Annotated in this window: 23 protein-coding genes; 6 read left to right on the forward strand and 17 right to left on the reverse strand. The window is 42.9% G+C overall.

All coding sequences use genetic code 11. The features are described 5' to 3' along the window. Window positions 1-3: 3 nt before the first annotated feature. A complete protein-coding gene (locus tag D0463_RS10985; protein ID WP_117307456.1) occupies window positions 4-1,212 on the reverse strand; it encodes an acyl-CoA dehydrogenase family protein in 1,209 nt (402 codons plus the stop codon). A 667-nt stretch (window positions 1,213-1,879) separates the two neighbouring features. Here D0463_RS10985 and D0463_RS10990 point away from each other — a divergent pair. Further along, window positions 1,880-2,059, forward strand: a complete 180-nt coding sequence (locus D0463_RS10990; RefSeq protein ID WP_117307457.1) for a hypothetical protein — start codon at window positions 1,880-1,882, stop codon at window positions 2,057-2,059. A 182-nt stretch (window positions 2,060-2,241) separates the two neighbouring features. Further along, entirely contained in the window at window positions 2,242-2,859 is a 618-nt protein-coding gene (gene cdaS, locus D0463_RS10995) for a sporulation-specific diadenylate cyclase CdaS (protein WP_117307458.1), read from the forward strand. Window positions 2,860-3,063: 204 nt separating this feature from the next. Here cdaS and D0463_RS11000 read toward each other — a convergent pair whose 3' ends face one another. From D0463_RS11000 to D0463_RS11010, 3 genes are read right to left on the reverse strand one after another with little or no spacing between them, the layout of a single operon-like run. After that, window positions 3,064-4,275, reverse strand: coding sequence for an iron-containing alcohol dehydrogenase (locus D0463_RS11000; protein WP_117307459.1), 1,212 nt, complete (start codon window positions 4,273-4,275; stop codon window positions 3,064-3,066). A 14-nt stretch (window positions 4,276-4,289) separates the two neighbouring features. Beyond that, window positions 4,290-5,822: an aldehyde dehydrogenase family protein gene (locus D0463_RS11005; protein WP_117307460.1), complete on the reverse strand. Its 1,533-nt coding sequence runs from the start codon at window positions 5,820-5,822 to the stop codon at window positions 4,290-4,292. 24 nt (window positions 5,823-5,846) lie between these two features. Continuing rightward, window positions 5,847-6,734 carry a R2-like ligand-binding oxidase gene (locus D0463_RS11010; protein WP_117307461.1) on the reverse strand — a complete coding sequence of 296 codons (888 nt, stop codon included), beginning with the start codon at window positions 6,732-6,734 and terminating at the stop codon, window positions 5,847-5,849. A gap of 132 nt (window positions 6,735-6,866) precedes the next feature. On the opposite strand from D0463_RS11010, the gene D0463_RS11015 reads away from it, so the two are divergent. After that, a complete protein-coding gene (locus D0463_RS11015) occupies window positions 6,867-7,553 on the forward strand; it encodes a response regulator transcription factor (RefSeq protein WP_117307462.1) in 687 nt (228 codons plus the stop codon). Here D0463_RS11015 and D0463_RS11020 read toward each other — a convergent pair. The 12 genes from D0463_RS11020 to D0463_RS11075 form a co-directional block, all read right to left on the reverse strand. Next, complete coding sequence (locus D0463_RS11020) at window positions 7,543-8,526, reverse strand: DMT family transporter (RefSeq protein ID WP_117307463.1); 984 nt, start codon at window positions 8,524-8,526, stop codon at window positions 7,543-7,545. The two genes, D0463_RS11015 and D0463_RS11020, sit on opposite strands and share 11 nt — an antisense overlap. A 311-nt stretch (window positions 8,527-8,837) precedes the next feature. Further along, window positions 8,838-9,299: a DUF4442 domain-containing protein gene (locus D0463_RS11025; protein ID WP_117307464.1), complete on the reverse strand. Its 462-nt coding sequence runs from the start codon at window positions 9,297-9,299 to the stop codon at window positions 8,838-8,840. Between the two features lie 70 nt (window positions 9,300-9,369). After that, on the reverse strand, window positions 9,370-10,149 hold the full coding sequence (locus tag D0463_RS11030; RefSeq protein ID WP_117307465.1) for an enoyl-CoA hydratase/isomerase family protein: 780 nt from the start codon (window positions 10,147-10,149) through the stop codon (window positions 9,370-9,372). Window positions 10,150-10,151: 2 nt separating this feature from the next. Then, window positions 10,152-11,303: a thiolase family protein gene (locus tag D0463_RS11035; RefSeq protein WP_117307466.1), complete on the reverse strand. Its 1,152-nt coding sequence runs from the start codon at window positions 11,301-11,303 to the stop codon at window positions 10,152-10,154. 16 nt (window positions 11,304-11,319) lie between these two features. Further along, a complete protein-coding gene (locus tag D0463_RS11040) occupies window positions 11,320-12,153 on the reverse strand; it encodes an SDR family NAD(P)-dependent oxidoreductase (protein WP_117307467.1) in 834 nt (277 codons plus the stop codon). Continuing rightward, window positions 12,137-14,035 carry an AMP-dependent synthetase/ligase gene (locus D0463_RS11045; protein WP_117307468.1) on the reverse strand — a complete coding sequence of 633 codons (1,899 nt, stop codon included), beginning with the start codon at window positions 14,033-14,035 and terminating at the stop codon, window positions 12,137-12,139. The genes D0463_RS11040 and D0463_RS11045 overlap by 17 nt, the downstream gene beginning before the upstream one ends. 73 nt (window positions 14,036-14,108) lie before the next feature. Further along, complete coding sequence (locus D0463_RS11050; RefSeq protein ID WP_117307469.1) at window positions 14,109-14,474, reverse strand: SCP2 sterol-binding domain-containing protein; 366 nt, start codon at window positions 14,472-14,474, stop codon at window positions 14,109-14,111. A 102-nt stretch (window positions 14,475-14,576) separates the two neighbouring features. Beyond that, on the reverse strand, window positions 14,577-15,797 hold the full coding sequence (locus tag D0463_RS11055) for an acyl-CoA dehydrogenase family protein (protein WP_117307470.1): 1,221 nt from the start codon (window positions 15,795-15,797) through the stop codon (window positions 14,577-14,579). After that, complete coding sequence (locus D0463_RS11060) at window positions 15,757-16,944, reverse strand: acyl-CoA dehydrogenase family protein (protein ID WP_117307471.1); 1,188 nt, start codon at window positions 16,942-16,944, stop codon at window positions 15,757-15,759. Before D0463_RS11060 ends, D0463_RS11055 begins: the two co-directional genes overlap by 41 nt. Window positions 16,945-17,197: 253 nt before the next feature. Continuing rightward, the gene (locus D0463_RS11065) at window positions 17,198-17,797 is read right to left on the reverse strand and encodes a TetR/AcrR family transcriptional regulator (protein ID WP_117307472.1); all 600 of its coding nucleotides are present in this window, start codon (window positions 17,795-17,797) and stop codon (window positions 17,198-17,200) included. Between the two features lie 169 nt (window positions 17,798-17,966). Continuing rightward, window positions 17,967-19,067 (reverse strand): branched-chain amino acid aminotransferase, encoded by a 1,101-nt coding sequence (locus D0463_RS11070; RefSeq protein ID WP_117307473.1) that lies wholly within the window; start codon window positions 19,065-19,067, stop codon window positions 17,967-17,969. A 155-nt stretch (window positions 19,068-19,222) separates the two neighbouring features. Then, window positions 19,223-20,212: a metallophosphoesterase family protein gene (locus tag D0463_RS11075; protein WP_117307474.1), complete on the reverse strand. Its 990-nt coding sequence runs from the start codon at window positions 20,210-20,212 to the stop codon at window positions 19,223-19,225. Window positions 20,213-20,654: 442 nt separating this feature from the next. Here D0463_RS11075 and D0463_RS11080 point away from each other — a divergent pair, with 442 nt between their 5' ends. Beyond that, window positions 20,655-21,749: an AI-2E family transporter gene (locus D0463_RS11080; RefSeq protein WP_117307475.1), complete on the forward strand. Its 1,095-nt coding sequence runs from the start codon at window positions 20,655-20,657 to the stop codon at window positions 21,747-21,749. Between the two features lie 118 nt (window positions 21,750-21,867). Here D0463_RS11080 and D0463_RS11085 read toward each other — a convergent pair whose 3' ends face one another. Then, window positions 21,868-22,314, reverse strand: coding sequence for a YueI family protein (locus D0463_RS11085; protein ID WP_117307476.1), 447 nt, complete (start codon window positions 22,312-22,314; stop codon window positions 21,868-21,870). Between the two features lie 313 nt (window positions 22,315-22,627). On the opposite strand from D0463_RS11085, the gene D0463_RS20115 reads away from it, so the two are divergent. Both D0463_RS20115 and D0463_RS20120 read left to right on the forward strand, forming a co-directional pair. Next, window positions 22,628-22,900 (forward strand): L,D-transpeptidase, encoded by a 273-nt coding sequence (locus D0463_RS20115; protein ID WP_301950642.1) that lies wholly within the window; start codon window positions 22,628-22,630, stop codon window positions 22,898-22,900. Further along, window positions 22,840-23,370: a L,D-transpeptidase family protein gene (locus tag D0463_RS20120; RefSeq protein ID WP_301950643.1), complete on the forward strand. Its 531-nt coding sequence runs from the start codon at window positions 22,840-22,842 to the stop codon at window positions 23,368-23,370. The genes D0463_RS20115 and D0463_RS20120 overlap by 61 nt, the downstream gene beginning before the upstream one ends. Window positions 23,371-24,111: the final 741 nt, after the last annotated feature.

Here is a 24,111-nt window from a genome sequence, read left to right on the forward strand (position 1 = left end):
CAATTAGCGATTGTTAGCGCTTACTTTGTAAGGCCATGCTGGCAGGGACTGATTTAATGGTTTATCTTCCCGGTAACCGAGAACGTATTCCGCCTGCATCACCGTGTGAATTTCGCGAGTGCCTTCATAAATGACCGGGGCTTTCGAATTCCTTAAATATCGTTCGACTGGATATTCATTGGAGTAGCCATATGCCCCATGTATCTGCACCGCGTCGTTCGCTGCTTCATTGGCATAATCACATGCCTGCCATTTCGCGAGCGAGGTTTCGCGCGTGTTCCTTTTTCCTTCATTTTTCAAACAGCCTGCTCTATAAACAAGCAATCTTGATATCTGCAGCCCGGCTTCCATCTTGGCGATCATTTGCTGAACCAATTGATGCTTGCCGATTTCTTTGCCAAAGGTACTCCGTTCGTGGCAATACTGGACACTGGCCTCCAGGCAGGCCATAATCTGTCCGCATGCCCCGGCCGCTACAGTAAACCTGCCGTTATCAAGCGCCGACATCGCGATTTTAAATCCTTCTCCTTCTTCTCCTAATATATTTTCTTTTGGTACCTTGATATTATCAAAAAATAGTTCTCCGGTATTTCCGGCCCGAATCCCCAATTTTCCTTTTATTGCTTTTGACGTGAATCCTGGCATATCCCGTTCGATGATAAAAGCTGAAATGCCTTTATGCTTTTTGCTTTTGTCTGTATAGGCAAATACAATAAAATGATCGGCTGCATCGCACAGTGATATCCAGGTTTTCTGGCCATTTAATATGTAATGGTCTCCATCCTTTACTGCTGTTGATTTCAATCCGGCTACATCCGAACCGGCATCCGGTTCCGTCAGTCCAAAGGCACCGATTTTTTCGCCTTTTGCCTGTGGAATTAAATATTTTTCCTTTTGCGAATCGGATGCCCATTGCAGCAACGTCATACTATTCAAACCTGTGTGAACGGAAACAGCGGTGCGGAATGCCGTATCGCCCCGTTCAAGCTCTTCGCAAACAATCGCTAATGTGTTGTAATCCATGCCGCTGCCGCCATACTGTTCTGGAATGCATACTCCCATTAATTCTAAATCAGCCAAGCGCTTCATTATCCTTGTTTCAAAATGCCCTTGCCGGTCCCATTCGCCGATATGTGGCATGATTTCTTTGTCAACAAAGCTTCTAACAACCTTTCTAACCATTTCCTGTTCTTCTGTAAAATGAAAATCCATCTTTTTTCCTCCTTAAATCATGCATTTTTATCTTATTTATTTTTTCTGGACTACAGCGACAATGTCACAGGTTCTCTTCGAGTTTTAAGACTTTCTGCAAAACATTAAGAAAAACAAAAAGCCAGCCATATCAAATAATAATGATACAACTGGCTGTAATCTATTCCGTTGCTTCGGGCTGGCGAAGTCAAATAGATTCCTCAGTTATTGAAAGATTCATTCGCTTGTTTTTACTTCACCGTTCTTGAAAGGGCCCATCCTTTCTAGGAGTGAATCAGAGTTAGAATACAAAAGGAAAGGCGATTTGTCAATATATTTTAATTATTCTATCTTTTTAATTCTAAAGTGGTTTAAAAAGTTAACTTCGTCATTTGGGTGAAATCAAAATGACCGAAACGCAGCAGAAAAATGTATTTAATTTATTTTTATGAGGTAAAAACGGGTTTAAAGTCTAGCAGCCAGGGAATGTTTATACTGTACGACATTCTCACCCAAAGGAGATGAATCTACTATGTGTACGATCTTTTGCCAATGGAATAAAGAGAATGACGAAGCGATTAACAGTCCGGGTGATAAGCGTTAGAGGTAAAGAAGATATAAACTTTTTATTTCCTTTAAAGGATTGCCAAGTCAATGGCTATTCTCGGGAAAAGGAGCTGGTTTGACGATGAGTATGATCCTCAGTCTCTGGAATAAAGAGAATGATGCAGCCGTTAGAAGTCCGGGTGATCAAGACCATCCTGATCAATCGAAGAATTTGTTAGGCACCAATACATTTGATTTGGCTCAATTAAGAGATGACACACCTGAATTTGATTTAAATGGAACAGCTTTGAACAGCATGTAGCACAAAAACCCCTTTGCTTAAGGAAGAATCCTCTTTCTTTTAGCAAAGGGGTTTTTACTATATCCGTTTTTTTCATAGTATTCGAGAATCTACGTGACCTTTCTTCTCAAAATGGAATAGATGTTTTTTTCATGGGAAAGATAGTAAAACTGATTTTTGCATAGGGAAGGAAGATTCGATTTATGGAAGCTTACAATTGTGATTACTCACCGATAAAACATCGCCTAAAAGAGACGATGTTTAATATAAGAGATGAGCTTAATATTAGCATTGAAGCCGTAAACGATGAAACAAATTGTTTGTTATGCAAGTTGGAGGATATTAGAAAACAATGCGTGGAAATGGAATCCCTGGCCTCCTCTTTTTATCTGACCTGCTATTTGTCTGCTTTTACAGATAAGTACGAAGAAATATCGGAAAGTGCACAGCAGCTTAGCGAAAAAAAACATGGAGGTCTGATTGTCATTGAAAGAGTCACGCCGGTTGATGACTATCTTCAGAAAGGAGTGCCAATTGGCGCCCAGCTTACTCCGTCCTTACTTGAATCAATTTTTTATCCTGGGAATCCGCTTCATGATGGTGCCGTTTTAGTACGTGGCAATATTATCGATTCTGCAGCCAATGTTCTCCCGTTGACAGCTCAAATGATAACCGGTAAAAAGCTCGGTACAAGACATCGGGCCGCACTTGGATTATCCGAACAAACGGATGCCATGGTGCTGGTTGTATCCGAAGAAACAGGCAAAGTATCTTTTGCCTTGAATGGTGCTCTCTATCCAATCAACATGGGGATAAACTAAAGAAAATTAATAGTCACCTTAAATTCTCAGTTAAAATTTATATTTTTTCAGTCATGTTTCTTCAAGATGGATAGAAAATAAGCTCCTAACTATGATTATAAAAACAAACAATCCCTCTAAAAATCATGTTCAGCAGCTCTTAATTTATAAATTGGACTGCTAAAAAGAAGACAGCTCTACTGGAATGTAAAGCTGTCACCCTAGTTATTTAACCGGCAGAGGTACCGCTCTTTGTCCAATAGCTTCGATCAGCTCTTTAGGTATAGGGAAATTGATCGCAGCCGGATCAGAAGCAACCGCTGGTATCGCCTCTTGCAAATTCTCTTCCGTAATATTGTACTGTGAAAAGTCTGCCGGCAGCCCTGTTTGCACTTGTAGATTTCTGATCTTTTCTATAGACTTTTCCAGCAGCGTTCTAGCATCTTCATTGTCCACCTTTATATTCAAGGCCTGTCCCAGCTCTTTTGCTTTTGGCAGGTACAAATCCGGTATATACTCCATGACAATCGGCAAAAATACTGCATTAGCCAGACCGTGCGGAATACGGAACATGGCCCCGTATGCGTGTGCCAGGTTATGGACCGGAATCGCATTCAAGGCAAAGCTGAAGGCTGTGATGCCCATTAAACTCGCCTGCAGCATTTCCATTCTCGCGGCAATATTGGATCCTTCTCTGACCGCTATTGGCAGATTTTTCTCGATCAGCCGGATGGCGTGCAAAGCATAGGAATCTGTCAGGGATGTTGCATTCGGTGACGCGAGCGCCTCTATCGCGTGGGTCAGAGCATCCATTCCGGTAAAAGCCGTAATCAATGGCGGAAGGCCGGTGGTGAGGTCCGGATCGAGTATGGCCATATCCGCGCTCAAAAACGGATTGATGATATTTGTTTTCATTTTTATTTCTTCATTGTAGATAACGGCAATCGGTGAAACTTCTGACCCTGTCCCCGCTGTCGTTGGAATCGCGATATGCGGGATTGGGATGTGTTGTGCTTGCGGGAACGACTCTGATACAAATCCACCCGGAATCGCTTCTTTTATATCGGTCAACCCTTTGAACAAGGAGTATTTTACCCCTTTTACGGTATCAAGGACACTGCCTCCCCCGACAGCCAATAAAGCGTCTGCCCCTACTTCTCTCGCATAACGGGCGGCGGCGTTTACACATTCACTTTCCGCATCCTGTTTAATGTCGAGAAATATTCCGGCAAGCTCTGGTCCTGTCCCGTGTGGCGTCAGTTTGAAGATTTCTGCTACTCTATCAACAATCCCTGCTTTTTCCAGTCCTCTATCACTGAACAGTACGACCCTTTTTGCCCCCATTCCCTTGAACAAATCAGGTACAAGTGCACGTGTATTTGAACCGCTATGAATGGCTGAACGGAGCCAGTAGCTCGATAATGTAGTTGTAAGCAAAGCAATCACCCCTTTTAAGATTGATTAGAATTCGAGAATAAAATTTGGTACCAGCTCCGCTTATGCACTTCAGGAACCATCGAAGTGTGGACATGTTTAAGCTGTGTGTAGGCATCCAATGAATGCTTACCCATTTCCCTGCCGATGCCGCTTTGCTTATACCCGCCGAATGGAGCATCGTTCCTGAGCATATGCCAATCGTTGATCCAGATAATCCCTGCCTGCAGTTTTCTCGCTGCAGCATATGCTTTATTGACATCGCGTGTCCAAATTCCCGCCGCAAGCCCATAAATAGAATCATTAGCCATTGAGATGGCTTCCTCAACATCAGAATAGCGAATGACCGACAACACAGGTCCAAAAATTTCTTCTCTAGCGATTTTCATATCATTGGTCACATTGGTGAAGATGGTTGGTTCAATATAATGTCCGCCCTCACAGCCGGGAACTGTCAGCTCCTTCCCTCCGCATACTAAAGTAGCCCCTTCCTGCTTGCCTGCTTCAATATAGGCGAGGATGGTTTCCTTCTGTTTCTTGGAAATAACCGGGCCGATTTCAGTTGCTTGGTCCAATGGATGGCCGGGTTTCAAGGTTTTTGTCAAGACAACGAGTCTTTCGACGACTTCATCATGCAGCTTGTCAGGCACAAATAATCGGGTTCCGGATTCACATAGCTGCCCGGAATGCAAAAACACGCCGAATAAACTGCCTGGAACCGCGATATCAAGATCGGCATCTTCCAGGATGATATTTGGCGACTTTCCGCCTAACTCAAGGGTCGTATTCTTGATCGTTCCCGAAGCAAGCGCCATGATACTTCGTCCGACCTCAGTTGAACCTGTAAACGCAACTTTATCAACCTTTGGATGGCTCACCAGTGCTTCACCGATTTCCGCTCCGGCACCTGTTACAACATTGATTACACCTGGAGGAACAAATTGCGAAATGATTTCCGCAAGTTTGAGGGTGGATAACGGTGTATAGCTTGCCGGCTTAATGACAACTGTATTCCCCATGGCAAGCGCTGGCGCGATTTTCCACGTGGCTATCAACATCGGCATATTCCATGGTGTAATCGCGGCGCAGACACCAATCGGCTCCCGCCAGACAAAATTATGTGCCGGTCCCGGAAACGGCGGATTCGGCAATGTTTCTGAAAAAGGGTATTCTTGCACGAATTTGGCCATTGTATTGAATAAATCGACCATTTGCAGAATATCATTACTCCCGATTCTGCGAACTGTACCGCCACTTGAGATGGACTCGAGAAAGACCAATTCTTCAGCGTTTGTTGCAATTCCATGACCTATTGCGTTCAAAACCTTGGCACGTTCTTTTGGCGCCATCTCCTTCCAGTCAGTATTATCAAATGCATCCCTCGCTGCTTGTACTGCGTTTTCGACGTCCTCAACACCTGCCTTTGCAACTCTGGCTGTTAATTCACCCGTTGCTGGATTGAAAACGTCAAAAGTATCACCAGTGCTTGCCGGCTCCCATTTCCCGTTAATAAACAACGGAAACGTTTGAATATCTACTTCTATAGTCATAGCTCCATCCTCCTTTTTACCTGGTTATACGATCCCGAATTCGCTTTCCTTTTGCTTATAGATTTCCTCTATCTTCCGTCCTCTTGATCTAGCAAGAATCTCCATCCGGACCGAGAGCTGTTTCATTGTAAAATTCATTGTTTCCTCGAAGTCATTGCCAAATGGTGAATCTTCCACCATTCCCTCTTGGTTAAGCTGGATAGCAAGCGGTGTTAATTGCTCCATTCTGTTTGTAACAAGGTCAAAGATATGAGGATGTTCACTAATCAAACGCTGTAATAAAAATGTTCCGTAAGCGATGTGCCTGGATTCATCTTTTTTCAGGTAACCAATCCCTTTCAATAGCCCTGGCATAGCACCTATATCCTCCAAGGATTGATAGAAAGAATAATAGCCTGTTTCAGCAAGCACACCCTCGACAAACATATTGTAGACAGTCGACGCTTCGGCCAATGCCTCAGGCGAATGGTCGTCGACAAGTCGTTCCATTGCGGTAGGAAGAATTTCATTAAAAATCGTGTTATAAGTGTCGGTATGATAGATGGAAAGATCGCCCCTTTCCCCAATCGCATTCAATACGAGCCTGAAAAATTCAGTATGCTTGGCTTCCTCAAACAAAAATGTGGTTAAAAACATTTCCTCTTCAAGACGGCCGTCTTTTGCGATCACCATCATTAAAGGCAGCAAATCCCTTGTTACTGCTTCCTCTCCAGCCTGAAATTGCGAGATTAGCTTTAAGATTCCTTCTTTCTGTTCAGCACTGAACGTGCTCCAATCCTTGGCATCCTGAGTTAAATCAATGTCGGTTGGGTTCCATACGCCAAACCGTTTTGCTTTTTGAAAAAGCCGAAACGGCAGGGAATCTTCCAAGAGTCCTCTTTTACTCGTCGTTAAAATCGTTCTCTTCTCCATTAAACAACCTCCTCCTGAACATAAAGCCCGCAACCTCCAAAGATAACAAAAAATTGTAAGGGCTTTCATTATATTGTAAGATGTAGAGAACGAGATGAACATTACTGAAAATGTAGGGGGGATAAATGTCGAATGATGGATGAAGCCGTCTATGATTATATGAAGAAAATCGCCGAAGTATCAGACGTGAGAGAAAAGGCGGAATGGATGCTGCGCGGCTGTGTTCATTTTTTTCCGTTCGAGCGCGCCTCGTTATTTACCTATTCCCCATTAAGCCATCGAGGTGAAGGAATATTTCTAATCGAAAACGATAAGCTGATCTCATTGGAAGAAGTCAAGGATGACGTTCGGCCGATCTTTCCTCTTTATCAAGCGTTAACAAGAAATAAGCCTGTCTTCATTAACAGAGAGGATATCCTTGTTTCCTTCCCGGACAAGTACATTCGGCACTTTGAGCTGTCTACGCTGGCGATTGTTCCAATTAGTCTATTAAATATTGTTGTCGGTTTTGTTTTAGTAGATAGATATGGAGGTGAATATCCGTTCACAAAGAATTATTTATCACTTCTTGCCTATTATTTTAAACAGACCACCTCTCCCTACTTTCCCCTGTCTTCTGAAAAAAATCTTCTTAGCAAGCGGGAAACCGAGGTTCTCCAACACCTTGCCAACGGATATTCGATTAAAGAAATGGCTGGGATGATGTCAGTAAGTGAATATACGGTCAGAGATTATATGAGTTCAGTCATAAGGAAGCTCGGTGTAAACCACCGAGCTGAGGCAGTAGCGGTTGGAATGAGGAAAGGCATTATCCTATGATTTTTTCTTTACTGGCTGATGGGGCAAATGTCTTTCCTGTCCTTGAAGAGACATAACTATGAAGAACCATGCCGACGATGACAAGTCCCATTCCTATCCAGGATATATTTGAAGGCCATGCACCCGAGAGCAAAATCATCTCTCCAGCAACAGCGAATAACACTTCCAATGATTGGGTAGCCTCGACGGCACCCAGTTTCTGCATGTTTCCTGTTACAAGATCGGTTGCGGCAAAAAAGAGGACGGTGGCAAAAACGCCAGAAAAAAGAGCAACGGCCGCGGACTGCCAAACTTGCGCTCCACTGGGGATTCCTTCAGTAACTAAACCGTAGCAAGCTAAAATCACCCACAAGGGCAAGCTTGCAATCGTCATTCCTAAAACACGCTGCCAGGCATCGAGCCGGCCGGAACATATCTCCATCATTTTGCGGTTTCCGAGCGGGTACGCAAAAGAGGCGATGATAATCGGGATCACGCATAAAAGGGTGTCCTTGATCGATAATTCAGCGGCATGCTCGATTTGCATGAGAGCAACCCCTAAAAGGATGATAAGTGACATCATCAGTCCTCTAAATGGGATTCTCCCTCTCAGCCGCATTGGTCCGTTAGCAGTACGAATCGTCTCATAAAATAAAGGCACTAAAAGAGAACCGGAAATGATCGTGATTTGCCAAGTTGCCGCTATCAACCACCCGGGTCCGTAAGCCGCGGCAAAACAAATCGGCGCGTAAAACAAGCCGAAACCGACAAAACTCCATAACAGCCAGGACAATGGCTGTTTCTTCATTTCCTTGAATAGCGGAACCAGATTTTTTCGGAACATGACAATAATAAGCAACATCGGTACCATAAAGAAATATCGCAAGGAAGCGCTCCAAATCCAACTACCTCCGGATAGCTCCATCATTCGGTTTATAATAAACGTAAAAGCAAAAAAGAAAGCTGAGCAAATACCCAATGCAATCGGACGCAATTTGTCCACCCCATTCTTAAGACGAAATTCATACGTTTAATTTTACCCTGTCATCAAATAATAGCAATAATATGTTTTAAAATTCTGAAATAATGAGTTTGATGGGATGTGTCAAAATAAAGAAAACTCGCCGAATGGCGAGCCTATTAAGACGAGGAGAGACGTAGTTGCATTTGTGCAGGTTGGAAAGTTTATGTTATTTAATCTGCCAAAATAAGCCGATAATTACTTATGTCTTTCATTGGCATAGGGTGATCACTATAAAACAGAGATTTTTGGCTGCGGTGATTATTAGGAAAGCATGTCATATATTATGCCGGCTGTTTTTTCCTTATATGAAGCGTTTTTTCTGCGGTTGCATGTATGTTGCCCTCTTGGTCTACCAAATGAACCGTATAGATTCGATCAATCTTCGGCTGTTCCTCAAGCTCGCGTTTAATAGTGTATATTTCATCTTCAGTCAAGCTGAATGTGGCAAACAAGGTCGTTCTGCCCGGCTTTTTAAAACGGATGGAGGCTGCCTTGTCCCAAACGATATAACCTGTCCCGAGCATTTTTAAAAGCATGAGCATATAAACCGGGTCGATCGCTCCGTACATGCTGCCGCCATAGATGGTCCTGACATAGTTTTTCGTGCGCCAGCTCAACGGCAGCTTTAGGCGAATTTCCGAGAAATCACTGGCAATATAGGTGATCCGGCCGCCTGTACCTCGAAATGCCGGGAAATGATTAAAGCCTAATTTGAATATTTTGGTGTATAGTGATTCTGACATATCCTTCTATCAACTCCGGAAGCTAGCTGCGGTTTATTTTTATCATAATCTTGATGCGAAAATGCTGCAACTACCTTCCTTTAAATTCAGGCTTCCGTTTCGCAAAGAATGCGGAAACTCCTTCGATCGCATCTTCAGAACGTGACACCTTGAGCATATGTTCAAGCTCGATGGATAACCCGTCCTGGAGGGGTTGTTCCGAGCCTTTCACGACTGCTTCGAGAATGCCTTTTACTGCAAGTGGTGGTCCGTCTGCCAGCTCTGTTGCCCAATTTAGTGTTTGATCCCGAAGTACGTTCTGTGGAACCACTTTATTAACAAGACCATACTCCAGCGCTTTTTCTGCAGATACTCTGTCCCCACTTAAAGCTAGTTCAAGGGCACGGCGTCTGCCAATTAACCGCGGTAGCCTTTGAGTCCCACCATATCCGGGAATGATACCGAGACGAACCTCAGGCAGACCAAATTCGGCTGCATCGGAAGCAATCGTAAGATGACAGGCCATTTGCAGTTCATTCCCCCCACCCAATGCCTTGCCATTCACGCTCGCGATGATTGGCTTTGGAAAGGATTCGATCCTATTGAAGATTTCATGAATGCCTTGAACGGTTTGCTTTGCTTTTTCACGATCGGAAAAATCACCGAATTCACTTACATCTGCTCCAGCAGAGAACATTTTATCCCCTGCCCCTGTTAAGATGACCGCACCGATTGAATCATTAGCTTCTAGTTCAGTTAAAATCACATCAAGCTCTTTTATTGTATCTCTGCTTAATGTATTCATTGGCGGACGGTTAATTGTAATCACAGCTACTTTTCCTTTGGTTTCCAGTAAACATTGCTTTTCCATCGCTAGCCCTCTCTTTCTATAATCACGGCAATTGCCATTCCAAAACCGATACACATTGTCGCCAATCCGTAGCGCCCCCCTGTGCGTTCAAGTTCGTTCAACATGGTTGCGATGATGCGGCCTCCGCTCGCGCCAAGCGGGTGTCCGAGCGCGATTGCTCCCCCATTAGGATTTACTTTTTTCATATCTGGCCGAATTTCTTTTTCCCATGCCAATACAACAGAAGCGAATGCTTCGTTCACTTCAAATATATCGATATCCTCCATAGCAAGCTTGGCTTTTTTAAGGACTTTTTCTGTCGCCGGTATGATTCCCGTCAGCATGATTTCCGGTTCAACGCCTGCCAAAGCTGTCGCAACCACCCTGGCACGGGGTTTCAAATTAAGGGATTTTGCTTTTGTTCTGGATGTAACCAACATGGCAGATGCCCCATCGCTAATTTGGCTTGAATTACCAGCCGTTATGCTTCCTTCCGGGTTAAAAGAGGGATTCAGACCGGCTAGAGATTCAAGGTTTGTTGACGGCCTCGGCGTCTCATCCGCACTCATCGTAAATACTTCGTCTTCTTTGTTCACTGCTTCAATCGGGATGATTTCTTGTTCAAACCTGCCTTCTTTCTGAGCGTGCACCGCTCTTTCATGACTTGTAAGTGCAAAGTGGTCTAGGTCTTGCCTAGTAAGCTCCCATCTTTCTGCAATGAGTTCCGCCGAAAAGCCTTGGGGAATGATATTGTATTGTTCTAGCAACTGATTACTGAAATCTCCGCCGTCACTGCCCATCGGGACCCGATTCATACTTTCTACTCCCGCTGCGACAACGCAATCAGCCATACCAGCCATGATTGCATGTGCCCCCTGGGCCATGGTTTCAAGACTCGAGCCGCACATTCGATTGCTGGTTACCCCACAAACTTCAGGTGGGAAACCGGCAATTAATGACGCCATTCTGCCAATATTGTATCCCTGTTCGCCTATCTGGGTCACACAGCCCATTTTTATATCTTCTATTTCATAAGGGTCAAGCTGATTTCGCTTAATCAGTTTTTTTAGCAAATTTGCCGCCATTTCATCTGGTCTTATCCCAGACAGTGAGCCTTTTTTTCTTCCGATTGGCGTTCTGACTGCATCTATGATAACTGCGTCACGATCGTTCATCGTTTTCACCCTCTTTCTAGAATGTAAATAAATCAATTCCTCCCGCTACAGGCAGCCCGACACCGGTAATATAACCGGCTTGTTCGGAAGATAGAAAAGCAATGGCGCCCGCGATGTCTTCCGGCTCTCCCGGCCTTTTAAAAGCTGTTCTTTTGATCATCCGCTCCCGCATCGACGGGTTCGTCATTTGAAATGCTTCTGTATTGATGATGCCGGGAATGATTGCGTTGACGGTTATATTGTATTTTGCTCCTTCCAAAGCGAGTGACTTCGTTAGACCTAGAATCCCTGCCTTCGTAGTGGAATAACTGGCCTGGCCATACCCACCAAGTGTCCCTGCTACGGACGCCATATTGATAATACGCCCCCATTTTTGCTCCTTCATATATGGCCAAACCGTTTTACAGCAATTGTATGCACCGGTAAGATTCACACGCAAATCACGCTCCCAATATTCATTGCTCTGATATTCAAGCTTGGCCGTATGATCGAGTGTCCCTGCATTATTAATCAGGATATCGATGCTTCCGAACTCATCCTTTACCTGCTGCATAACGGATTCAACTTCACTTTGGTTCGTCACATCCATTTTGAAAGCCGCAGATCTGCGCCCTAAGTTTATAATTTCATTGGTCGTCGATTTGGTATAAATCTTTTTCGACTGTGTCATGACCTGGGCTACGGGTCCAAGGCTTTCTGATGTTGCCTCGAGGTGCTCATCGTCTTCAATCAGGATATCGGTAACGATTACATCTGCTCCTGCCTTGGCGAGCATCAATGCATCTGCCCTGCCTAACCCCCTTGACGCTCCTGTTACAATCGCCGTTTTACCTTCAAGCGGTAAATTCATTTTCCCTTTCCCTCCTCGGTTTGCTTAATGAAAGACTGACGGCCGTTTCATCCGCAGCCATCTGCATATCATTCAATTTCTGATCCGAATATGCCCTCTCAATGGTTTCCTGATACTTTCTTTCAATTTCAGGAAGCCGGACTTTTAAAGAGGGTGTCAATTCGCCGGATTCCACTGTCCATTCCTCACAGGAAATTAAAAGCTTTTTCGGTTGCTCGTAGCTAGGGAAACCCTTTGTGAAACGTTCTGTTTCAGACTTGAGCAGGCTTTGGACCGCTTCATTTCTTATCAACCGTTCTTTGTCTCCCTTGATTCCATTCTTTTTCGACCAGGTTACAATGTTCTCAAAATCCAGAGTAATTAAAACGCTTACAAATTTTCTATTTTGGCCGATCAATACACTATTTTGCACGTAGATGCTCTGATTGATCGCATTTTCGACCGGCTGGGGCGCGACATTTTTTCCGGATGTGAGGACGATAATCCGCTTTTTACGGTCAATGATTTTTAAAAAACCGTCCGGGTCCAATTGACCGATGTCACCTGTTAAGAACCAACCATCTTTAAATTGCTTGGAGGTTGCCTCTTCATTTTTATAATAGCCCTTCATGACGCTGGGCCCCTTGACCATCACTTCCCCATCATCACTGATTCTAATGTCCAGGTTAGGAAGCGGCTTCCCTACAGTACCCACCTTTGTTCTAGCCATTGGATTTACACAGACAACTGGAGATGTTTCAGTAAGTCCATAGCCTTCCAAAACTGGGAGATCGATAGCCCAAAAAAATTCGGCAATCTTCGGATTAAGCGCGCCCCCGCCAGAAATCAAGCCTCTTAGCCTACCTCCCATCTGGCTTTTAATTTTGTTATAGACAAGCTTATTGGCCAACTTCCACTGCCGTCTGAAATCCTTGGGAAGTTCACTGTTGCGGAATATTTGATCAAAGGTGTTTTCAAGGTAGTAATGATACCTCTTGATTCCGACAGACACGGCCCAATCAAAGATTTTCCTTCGAAGCGGAGTGCCGGCGTCTATCGTTTTCTGCGCGCGGGAGTAGACCCGTTCAAACAATAAAGGGACGCTGACAAGGACAGTTGGCCTGACTTCCAACAAATTTTCCGGAACGGTGTCGATATTCTCGGCATATGCGATCGTTGCCCCGATGGACAGCGGCATAAATTGACCGGCCATTCTTTCAAATACATGTGATAACGGAAGATGGGATAAAAAAATATCTGTCGGCCTAGCCTCAATCATCCAAAATTGGACTCCTTCCAGATTCGAAAGAATATTTCCATGGCTGAGCATGGCTCCTTTAGGTAACCCTGTAGTGCCTGAAGTATGAATGATCGTGGCTAGATCGTCCCGTTCGATGCTCTTCCATATTTCCTCCCAGTTTTCCAGTGGTTTTTCTTCACCATTGCGGCATAAATGATGGAAAGGAATGATGTGATCGCTTTCAAGAAAGTTTTCATCCGGGTAGAAAATAGCTATTTTCTGTGATATTTGGTTTGTTTGAAGAACCTTTTGCAGCAGCTTTTCATTCTCGACAAAAACAAACGTGCAATCGGAATTTTGCAGGATATATGATATTTGGTCCGGAGGCAAAGTGGAATGGATTGGGACACTGACGGCTTTTAAGCTCATGATTGCCAGATCGCATATGGGCCAATTTGGGTTGTTTTCGGATATAATCGCTACTTTGTTATTCTCTGAAATACCTAGACTGGCCAACCCGGCAGCTGTGTTTCTTACTTTTTCCCAAAAAGCCTGATAGGATATGCTGCTGTACGAACCATTCACTTTTGATAGCAGAGCGTCTTTTTCAGGATAAAGGCAGACTGTGCGGTTTACAGCATCAATTAAGTTACGGGCTTTCATTAGACACCTCCTATAGATTGATAGTTAGCCTATTATAGCGGTCCGGAAAAATCCCGGACCGCTTAACTGCATACTAGAGATATTGTTTCACATTATATTGGCGAAGAATTCCCTCTAATTTAATCGCTTTCCCAATATCTCCTTTGAGCTTCAGTTTCCCCGACATGAAAGCTGCTGTACCGTTAAGCTTACCTAGCAGAAACAGCCTGAAGTCTTCCATTGACATTTTTAAAATACAATTTGCCTGCTCCTGTTCACCTTCCGTCACTTTGGCTGTGCCGTCCGCCAGATGCAACTGGTATGTGCCTCCTTCTTCACCTGCAATGTCATATTGATAGATTGTATTCAGACCTTCAATCGGCTTTGGATTTTCGTTCAGCGCCTCTTCAATTTTTTCCATGGCTTCTTTTAAAGAATAATCTTCAATTGTATTTGCCATATAACATAACCTCCTGATTTCGTAATATTCGGTCACTTCATTAAGAATTTAATAGGAATGGTGCAAGTCCGGTCACAATCACCTCCTTAAAAGCTATGAATCTTAGACTCTTACACCATGGGGTTCGTATAAATGTCTGGCAACGATTAACTGTTGGATTTGGTTAGTGCCTTCGAAAATATCAAATATTTTTGCATCGCGGTACATTTTCTCGACAATAGTGTTTTCCAAGCCTGCGGGTCCCAGCAATTCAAGGCATTTCGAGGTAGTTTCAAGGGCTATTTTTCCCGAATAGGCCTTGCACATCGCGGCTTCCTTCGCATTTGGCAGTCCCATATCAGCCTTCCATGCCGCCTCCCATGTCAATAATCTGGCAGCTGTTATCTGTTGATTTAACTTCGCCAGAGTTGCTGCGGCAATTTGATAGGAATGTCCATGCCTTGGGTATTCTTGCTTTATAACTTCTAAGGTATATTCATAGGCGCCTCGGGCAATCCCGGTAGCCATTGATGCGACGATCGGACGTGTGCTGTCAAAGGTCTGCATCGCTACGCGGAAACCTGATGGGCGTCCCGCACTATTATTCTCGTAATATTCTTCACCGCCAAGCAGGTTTTCATCAGGAACAAAACAATCTTCGAGAACGAGTTCTGCAGTCTCGGAAGCTCTTATTCCCATCTTGTCAGCCAATCGAGAACAGCTGAACCCCGGTGTACTCTTTTCTACAACAAATGCCCGATGTCCGGCTCTTCCTATGCTTTTGTCTACTGTCGCAAAAACAACGACCCAAGAAGCGCGTTTTCCGTTCGTGATAAAGATTTTCTGGCCGTTAAGTATATAGCCGCCTTTTGTTTTGACAGCGGTTGTCTGCAGGCCGGAAACGTCTGAGCCTGCGTCCGGTTCCGTCAATGCATAGGCTCCCCAACGAGGCTCTTCCTCCCTCGAAAAAATCGATAGAAACCGCTTTTTTTGTTCGGGTGTTCCACTGTGCTGTACAGGTGGACCGCCAAGACCGGGTCCTGGCAAAGTCAACGCCACAGCCGGGTCACCCCAGCCCATTTCTTCAGAGGCAATCACACCTAGTCGATTTCCCTGGCGCTCGCTCTTTGATGACTTTTTCGTGGAGCTTTTGTTTTCCTCAGAATCCCCGAAGGAAGATGTGCTGAGTGTTATGCCCATACTGTTGACTTTAGCTAGCCAATCATCCGGCACCTTTTTCAATTTATCAGCAACCATGGATATTGGCCGGATTTCATTTTCTGCAAACCAATGGACAATTTCTTTAACTTGGCTCTGATGAGGAGACAGCTCGTAAGATATCATTCCCGGACCCCCTTTCATTTCCTTTTAGTAAATAATCCCCGCTTTTGACTAACAGTTCACTTTCCGATTCAAGCACATTCACTTGAGCCTGTGCATCGCGCATCCATTTTTCTACTGGATGCTCCTGTACATAGCCGTGACCTCCCAAAAGCTGTACGGCTGAATCGGTCACGAAGCGAACCGCTTCATGCGCAGTATTTAATGTAGCCAGACTAAATGCAAGCGCGTCTTCTTCCTTCTGATCCAATTTCATCGCGGCAAACCATACAAGATTCCGCGAAGCCTGTGTCTGGATAGCCATTTGCGCGATATTGAAGGACACTCCCTGGAATTTGGCAATTTCCTGACCAAAGGCCTTCCGCTGTGAAGTATATTCAGTAGCATAGGATAATGCAGCAGACATTAAGCCGACCTCTTTAGCTGCTTCAAGAACGCTGATTCTTCCGAGAGCATCGTCTTTCAGCTTGCGGGCTTCTTCTCCTCTTTTCATCACCGCTTCCTGCTTCACTGTAAAATGGTCAAAATGATAGCAGGCAAAGTGTGATGAGAGCAAGCCAAGACGATAATCTCCATTCAGTTCCTTTTGAAGATGATGGTCGTCTGGATCATGGCGGATAAATAAAACAATATCATCTCCTGCTGTATCCAAGGCCGAAATAAGGAGGTAATCTGCTTTACCGGCCATTCTCACCGGTGCTGAGCGGCCGTTAAGCACGTATTCTTCGCCAATCTTTTCAGCTGTAACATGGTGTTTCTTGGGATCGTCGGCATGCAGGAAAGCAACCGTCCCGTCCATTCCTGACTTAACTGCGCTTTTATAATCTGCAAACACGCTGTTTTCCGAATCCACCCTTATGAATGAAGCAGTCTCGCCTGGTCCTCCAAATCCCTGAACGACACCTAAATCCCCGGAAGCTAGTGATTCGAAAATTTGCACTTGCGAAATCAGGGGCAGTTCTAAGCCATCCCAGCTTTCAGGTAATTCAAGAGAAAGAAATCCCAATTCCTTCGCCTTATTAATAATGTCGTTCCCCACGAGTTTGTTCTCTTCGCTTTTCCTGGCGTTGGGCCGGATTTGTTTTATTGCGAACTCTCTTGCCATTTTGGCAAATGCAGTTTCCTCATCAGTGGGCATAAAAGATACCATGCCTCTAGTCCCTCCTTCATTTAGCTCTTCATTTAAATGTAAAATAAAATGCTGTTTGTAAAAAAATAATACCAGTACGTATTCGTATCTTTTTGGAGAAACAAAAAGAGAGGTCTTTTGTCAGATAGAAGTATTAACTCTCTTATCTGTGGAACTACACCTAATATTCGGCGAGTTTTTTATCAAAATCCTTCTCTTGTTGTCGTTTAGCTGTATAATGGCTTTCCGTGCTTCCTTTAGATTTTACTTGCTGTTATGCTAAATTAACAAAAGCACCAATGATGATCCGATTTAACAATCTGGCCAAGTAGTCAAAGTCTTCATTATCAAGCTCCGATTGGTTAAAATTTTGAAGGATCACTTCATTTATCGCACCAACCATAGCCTGTGAAACGATGCGGATATCTTGTGCTGAAACAGAATCAGGCAGTTCATCGCGAACTGTTTGATAAACTAAATCGGCGAGTTGACGATAGGCTCCCCTTCTGACTTCCTCTACTTCCTGAGAGATGCCGACAGACTCGAGCAGAATTAAATTGGATGCCTTAGCATCAATGAAACAGATTTCTACATAGCGCCGAATTCCCGTATAGGCTTTATAAGTAAAGCGTTCTTCTTGTTGAAAAGCGATTTTCACCTCTTCTATCATTTCTTTTGCAAGTTGATCAAACAGGCGGGCCATTAGGTCTTCTTTGCTTGTAAAATTTTGATAAAAGGTCGTTTTTGATACCCTTGCCATTTCAACTATGTCGAGTACAGATGTGTTTTTAAACCCTTTTTCGGTGAAAAGGATAAGACTAGCATAATATACTTTCTCTCTCGCTTCTTTAGGCATTTCCGTAACGAATAACATTCTTACACCAATCCATTCTCGTGAGTACGAATACGTATTACCCTTATATTATTACATTCTTGAATAGATATCAACCGAGAAGTCAGAAGATTTTAAAAATTATTCATCTGAACAGAAAAAAGCTCAATCGTCAATAGATTGAGCCCAATTCGCTTCATTTTATTCCGGATTAACGGATGCTTGAGAGCGTGCTTAATATCGTAGCTTCCACAACCCATCCGAACGGATCTTTCAGTTCGCCGCGTTGAATTCCGGTCAACGTGTCGTATAATTTTTTGGATAGCTCCCCGGTTTTTTCATCATTGATGATTAATTTTTCATCCTCCCAGAAGAACTCCCCAATCGGTGAAATAACAGCAGCTGTGCCTGTCCCGAATGCTTCTTCGAGCGTTCCTTTTCGGTGTGCCTCCCGAATTTCTTCCATGGAAATTCTACGTTCGGTTACCGGAACATTCCAAAACTTTAGCAATTCGATAATGGATGACCGGGTCACTCCATCGAGGATACTTCCATTTAATGCAGGTGTGATGACTTCGCCATTAATTTTAAAGAAAACATTCATGCTTCCCACTTCTTCAATGTATTTTTTTTCGACACCGTCGAGCCATAATACTTGAGAATAGCCCATTTTAGTTGATACTTCCTGGGCCTTTAAACTGGATGCATAGTTTCCACCCGTTTTTGCCGTACCTGTTCCTCCGTTTACGGCACGAACAAACTGTTTTTCTACAGCAATCTTAACGGGTTGAATTCCTTCTTTATAGTACGAACCGACAGGAGACATGATAATAATGAATTTATAGCGACCTGAAGGCGCAACTCCCAAATAGGGCTCTGTTGAAATAATGAAGGGACGGATATAAAGAGACGTACCCTCTGCCGTTGGAATCCATTCCCGATCGGTTTCAATCAGCTGCTTTAGTGCCTCAAGCGCTAGGTCTTCATCAATTTCGGGGATGCAAAGCCTGTCATTGGACTTATTCAGGCGCTCGAAATTTTTTTCGGGACGGAAAAGCAAAACCCTTTCATCTCCGGTTACATATGCTTTCAATCCTTCAAAAACCGATTGGCCATAATGGAATATCATTGCTGCCGGATCCAAAGTGATCGGCTGATATGGAATAATTCGAGGGTCATGCCAGCCCAGTTCTAAGGAAAAATCCATGACGAACATATGGTCCGTAAATACTTTCCCAAACTCCAGCTGATCGGATTGAGGTTTCTCTTTCTTATTTTCGCTTATGGTGATGGTGATCTCTTGTGTATTCATTCCGCAAACTCCTCATTGGTAAGATAAAAAATATGAAATCTATAACTGCCATTTTACTCCTTAACCAGTGTGAACTTCAAGCCTAAATTATTAAAAATTCTGATATTTTTCTTATTTTTTTAAAAATAGGTACGAAAAGCGCACCATTACTATAATTAATGATGCGTTTTTTCATTTAGATTTTTTTTAAGCGGTATTGAGTATGCTCTAATCCATGAGGAGTTACTGAATTCCCTTGCTTTGATTTCCAACCGATCCTTATAAACTTCGACAAGTATACCTTGCGATAAATGTTTTTTCCGGCCCTTTTTATCCATGACGTAGCTTATGGAGGAGGTGTTCACCATTGTAAACCCCTTTTGATATACAGTTTTCGGGTGGTTCAAATCGTAGTGGGAATGTCCGCTAAAGAGGATCGTCTGCGGATATTTACTGAGAATTTTCTTTAATCGCGTACCTTCGAAGTCAGGATAGTTTCCTTCTGTTCCATAGACGGTATGCTTGATTGGCTGGTGTAAAAAGACAAAAATTGGCTTGCACGTTGTCGCATTATCGCTGAGTGTTTGTTCCAGCCACTCATATTGTGCGTCAGATATAAACGGTGTATTAGGATTGCCGCGGAACATACTTTCACTTCCGAGGGTAATAAAGTGGTAGCCTTCAATCCATCTATCATAATATACATTTTCCATGCCGGTTTTTGTGGTAAATCTTTTTACAAGCATCTGATTAGTTAGCATTGGACGTTTCCAGTGCTTATTCTCAAAAAATTCATGGTTGCCGATTGCGAGAATTTTTTCTGCCCCAGGATTGGTGCCGGTAAATAAAAGATCCATAAACCGTTCATATTGTTCGTCGAGTCCTTGATTTGTGAAATCCCCAGCAATGACAATCGCTTTATATCCGGGGGCGAACCGCTCTATATCCTCCAAAGCTTCGAGGAATTTCCAATCGGTCTCTGCTTCGCAAATTCGAACCCCTTCGATCGTTCTTGGCTGTCCGCATATATGAACGTCACTGATCACAGGAAACTGCAAAACAGGAACATCTTTTTCGAATGGTTCGTTGACGCTGGAGGAAGAAGAAACAGGACCTGTAGCGAAAAGCAGAATAACAACAAGGGCGACGATCCGGGAAATGCTCATCAATAACAAAACTCCTTCCAGTGAGAATGTTATATGATGAAAAGGATTCCCATGGAAGTCAAAAATTATGAAGTGTTTGAAACAAAAAAGCTCCCACTACTATGTGAGAACTAAAGAGTGATCGTTTTTTCCACTTTGGATTATAGCACTGCTTTCCAAAAGTAAAGTAAGTCAGTCTCCGCCGCCGGTATAACGATTGTCCCCCATTGTATGGTTGGTATCTTCTCCTTTTCTAGAATGGGGGTTGGTCGGGATTTGATGATTATTTTTAATGATTCTACGTCTCCAATCAATGAATAAAGCAAAAAGTCAAATGACGGTAACTATTACAAAGAACCAGGTCATGTAAATCATCCTTTTCTTATTATTTCATAAAATTGTTTAATCGGTGAAGAAGAAGGAAAAGTAGTAAAAAAGAGAGTTACAGAGGAGGCATTCATGTTTGTGGATTAACAAGCCATTTTTTAAATATGCGACAGGTGTTTTACTTACAATCTTAATCATATTCTTCTTTGGAAAGATCGATTATTTTTTTTGGCCTTTCCAGAAAATGATTGCAACCATTTTCTTTCCTATCCTGATTGCTGGTCTTCTTTATTATCTTATAAGGCCTATCGTGAGAATGCTATCAAAATTCATGCCGAAGACAGTGAGTATTGTGGTGGTTTTTGCGTCAATTTCCGGGTTAATATTCCTTGTGGTTCACTTTTCAGGCCCGGCGATTGTCAAACAAGTCCAACAACTTTCTGATCAGCTACCTCACAAAGTAGAGGAATTCTCATCTAAATCCGAGAAGGTTATTGAAGAAAATGATTTTGGGATGATGGGAAATGCTGAAGAAAGAGCGAGAGGATACATCGAAGAGCTGGCTTCCAAACTAAGTGGCAATCTAATGAATATTTTTTCAACGATTGCAAGCATTGCGACCGTATTGATTATTGTGCCGTTTATCCTTTTCTATTTTCTAAAGGATGATCACAGACTCAGGCCCTATCTCTTGAAGACGATTCCCGAAGAAGTGGAGAATGAAGGAGATATCATCATAAAGGATGTGGATAAGACGCTGTCTGCCTATATAATCGGCCAGTTTACAGTGGCCGTCGCCGATGGAGTATTAATGTATATCGGTTATTTAATTATCGGGCTCGATTATGCGCTTATTCTTGCGTTGTTTGCGATGTTTTTAACAATTGTTCCATTTTTAGGACCTGCAATCGGTATTATTCCTGCTTTATTTGTAGCGCTGCAGCAGGAACCTATCCTCGCTATCAAAGTGTTGATTGTTTTGGCGGTTGTTCAGCAGCTGGAAGGGAATTTAATCACTCCTCATGTCATGGGAAAACAGCTTGATATTCACCCTCTGACGATTATTTTACTGCTTCTGGTCGCAGGCTCTATTTACGGTTTCATCGGAATCTTAATTGCGATACCATTGTATTCCGTGATTAAGACCCTGATCAAAAACTTTCGATTGTTCTATCATTTGCGAAAAAGAAAAAATATTCTGGAAGCCGTCGATGAATCTAGCTCGTTTTAACGGGTGCAGAGAACTCATTTCACACAATTGAAGAGGCTGCCTAACGCTTATTCTATAATCGTTAGGCAGCCTTTTTGAGCAAGTCCGAAAATGATTATATGTGTCCCTGCTTTCAAGATTATCTTTTCAGTTTAATCCTGCGTATTATCTTTGAAAACAAACTCGGTTTCTTCTCTTTTTCGACTGCTTTTTGTGGTCGGGAATCAACCGTGATTGTTGCTTTATCAATAGCGGTATCACATGCCAGTACCAGTCCTAATTCTGTAACATGATTACTGTTGGCGACAATTTTATACGCTGTTTTGTTTTCATTGGCCAATGCAATATATTTTCGAATATCTGAGTAATTTAGGGAGCCATTTAGCAATAAAGTAGCGTGTGGGTTTTCTTTTAATAACCGCTCTATTTCCGGATAAATGGTCTTCTCTCTCACCTGGGCCTGGGTTAACACAGCAACAACCCTTTCCCGCAATGTTCCCAGGTACTTTCTTCGTTCCTCGGGTTTTATTTCTTTCTTGCCATGAATCCCTTCTTGTAGATAATCATCTACGGACACTCTGGTCATACGAACACCTCCGATGAGTCATCTCTTTAATATGTAATGAGAACAAATAAATATCGTGACAGTCCTACTCTAGGATCTCAAAAGGACCCACTATTAATACGAGTACAGAACCAAGAAAATGAACTCACCATTCATTTAATTCTACATCTACTTTCCCCTTCATCCAACAGATTCAAATAAATTGACTTTACTATAGCTTGGAATCTATTTGTAAAAAAATTAATATTTCTGTAATCAAATAAGAACCCTTCCGCATAGGATAGAATGGTCAGCTTTGCTATAAAACAGAGATAGACAAAAGGAAGGGGAAATAATGAAGAAAATTTTTTTATGTGCCGTTTTGATTTGCTTTATGTTTGTGGGTGTAAAACCGGCTTTTGCTGCCGGAAGCCAGTTCATCATCATAAACAAATCAAACAACCAGCTTGCTTATTATGAAAACAGCAAACTTTCAAAGGTCTTTAGGGTTGCCACCGGAAAAAAGCTTCATATACGCCTGAAGGAAAATTCAAGATTGTCAACAAGATCGTCAATCGCCCTTACTACAAGAAAAAAATCCCCGGGGGAAGCCCGAATAATCCTTTAGGGAACAGATGGCTTGGCCTGAATGCAAGGGGAACCTGGGGAACAACTTATGCAATCCATGGTAATAATAATGCAAGCTCAATTGGCACATATGTAAGCGGCGGCTGCATTCGGATGCATAACGGTGAAGTGCAATGGCTTTTCTCCAAAGTAAAAGTGAATACTCCCGTGATTATTACGACATCCGGAAAATCATTTGATGCAATCGCAAAGTCTAACGGATATAACGTGAAACCTTCAAATGTAAAAAGTCCGGCCTCATCCTCTGGAATATTGAAAAAAGGAAGCCGCGGAGCTGAAGTAAAAGAATTGCAGCAAGCTCTTACAAAGCGGGGCTACAGCACCAAAGGCATCGATGGTATCTTTGGCCAAAACACGGATATCGCTGTACGTAAGTTTCAGAAAGCAAATAAGCTGAAAGCGGACGGTATCGTTGGACCCGCGACTAAAAAAGCTCTAGGTATGAAGTAAGAAAAGTGGTTAACCCCAAGGTTGCGGGTTAACCACTTTTTGATTTTTTGATTAACAATCCTCCCCTAATCAAGCCGCGAAAAGCAAAACATACAGGGTCTTGCTAGGCGAGTTTCGGCTTACTAAGTCGCGAAAAGCAAAATTCCAACGGTGAAATCATAAAAAAAAGAAGTCAGCTTTCAGGATTTTCAAGGGTTTGAGCGATTATTCGAATATATGGACGATTATTTAAATTTATGATCCATTATCCGAATATATGAGCGATTGTCCACATTTATGAGCCGTTATCCGAATATATGAGTGGTTATGCAAATTTATGAGCGATTATCCAAACTTATGAGCCATTATCCGAATATATGAGCGGTTATGCAAATTTATGAGCCATTATCCGAATATATGAGCGATTGTCCGAATATGAGCGATTAACCAAATATATGAACGGTTATCCAAACTTATGAGCCATTATCCGAATATACGAGCGGTTATGCAAATTTATGAGCCGTTATCCGAATATATGAGCGATTGTTCAAATTTATGAGCCATTATCCGAATATATGAGCGCTTATCCAAATTTATGAGCCATTATCCGAATATATGAGCGATTATCCAAATTTATGAGCGATTAACCGAATATATGAGCGGTTATGCAAATTTATGAGCGATTGCCCAAATTTATGAGCCGTTATCCGAATAAATGAGCGATTGGCCGAATTTATGAGCCGTTATCCGAATATATGAGCG

The organism is Bacillus sp. V59.32b, from assembly GCF_003429085.1.
Classification (GTDB): Bacteria; Bacillota; Bacilli; order Bacillales; family DSM-1321; genus Peribacillus.

Coding starts and splice junctions, on each gene's coding strand:
- D0463_RS11040 (WP_117307467.1), bottom strand. CDS start 12,153: ATGAATTTACCGCTTGAAGGTAAAACGGCGATTGTAACAGGAGCGTCA.
- D0463_RS20115 (WP_301950642.1), top strand. CDS start 22,628: ATGAAGAAAATTTTTTTATGTGCCGTTTTGATTTGCTTTATGTTTGTG.
- D0463_RS11010 (WP_117307461.1), bottom strand. CDS start 6,734: ATGGAGAAGAGAACGATTTTAACGACGAGTAAAAGAGGACTCTTGGAA.
- D0463_RS10985 (WP_117307456.1), bottom strand. CDS start 1,212: ATGGATTTTCATTTTACAGAAGAACAGGAAATGGTTAGAAAGGTTGTT.
- D0463_RS11070 (WP_117307473.1), bottom strand. CDS start 19,067: ATGAATACACAAGAGATCACCATCACCATAAGCGAAAATAAGAAAGAG.
- D0463_RS10990 (WP_117307457.1), top strand. CDS start 1,880: ATGAGTATGATCCTCAGTCTCTGGAATAAAGAGAATGATGCAGCCGTT.
- D0463_RS11065 (WP_117307472.1), bottom strand. CDS start 17,797: ATGTTATTCGTTACGGAAATGCCTAAAGAAGCGAGAGAGAAAGTATAT.
- cdaS (WP_117307458.1), top strand. CDS start 2,242: ATGGAAGCTTACAATTGTGATTACTCACCGATAAAACATCGCCTAAAA.
- D0463_RS11005 (WP_117307460.1), bottom strand. CDS start 5,822: ATGACTATAGAAGTAGATATTCAAACGTTTCCGTTGTTTATTAACGGG.
- D0463_RS11015 (WP_117307462.1), top strand. CDS start 6,867: ATGATGGATGAAGCCGTCTATGATTATATGAAGAAAATCGCCGAAGTA.
- D0463_RS11055 (WP_117307470.1), bottom strand. CDS start 15,797: ATGATATCTTACGAGCTGTCTCCTCATCAGAGCCAAGTTAAAGAAATT.
- D0463_RS11025 (WP_117307464.1), bottom strand. CDS start 9,299: ATGTCAGAATCACTATACACCAAAATATTCAAATTAGGCTTTAATCAT.
- D0463_RS11045 (WP_117307468.1), bottom strand. CDS start 14,035: ATGAAAGCCCGTAACTTAATTGATGCTGTAAACCGCACAGTCTGCCTT.
- D0463_RS11085 (WP_117307476.1), bottom strand. CDS start 22,314: ATGACCAGAGTGTCCGTAGATGATTATCTACAAGAAGGGATTCATGGC.
- D0463_RS11050 (WP_117307469.1), bottom strand. CDS start 14,474: ATGGCAAATACAATTGAAGATTATTCTTTAAAAGAAGCCATGGAAAAA.
- D0463_RS11030 (WP_117307465.1), bottom strand. CDS start 10,149: ATGGAAAAGCAATGTTTACTGGAAACCAAAGGAAAAGTAGCTGTGATT.
- D0463_RS11035 (WP_117307466.1), bottom strand. CDS start 11,303: ATGAACGATCGTGACGCAGTTATCATAGATGCAGTCAGAACGCCAATC.
- D0463_RS11060 (WP_117307471.1), bottom strand. CDS start 16,944: ATGGTATCTTTTATGCCCACTGATGAGGAAACTGCATTTGCCAAAATG.
- D0463_RS11075 (WP_117307474.1), bottom strand. CDS start 20,212: ATGAGCATTTCCCGGATCGTCGCCCTTGTTGTTATTCTGCTTTTCGCT.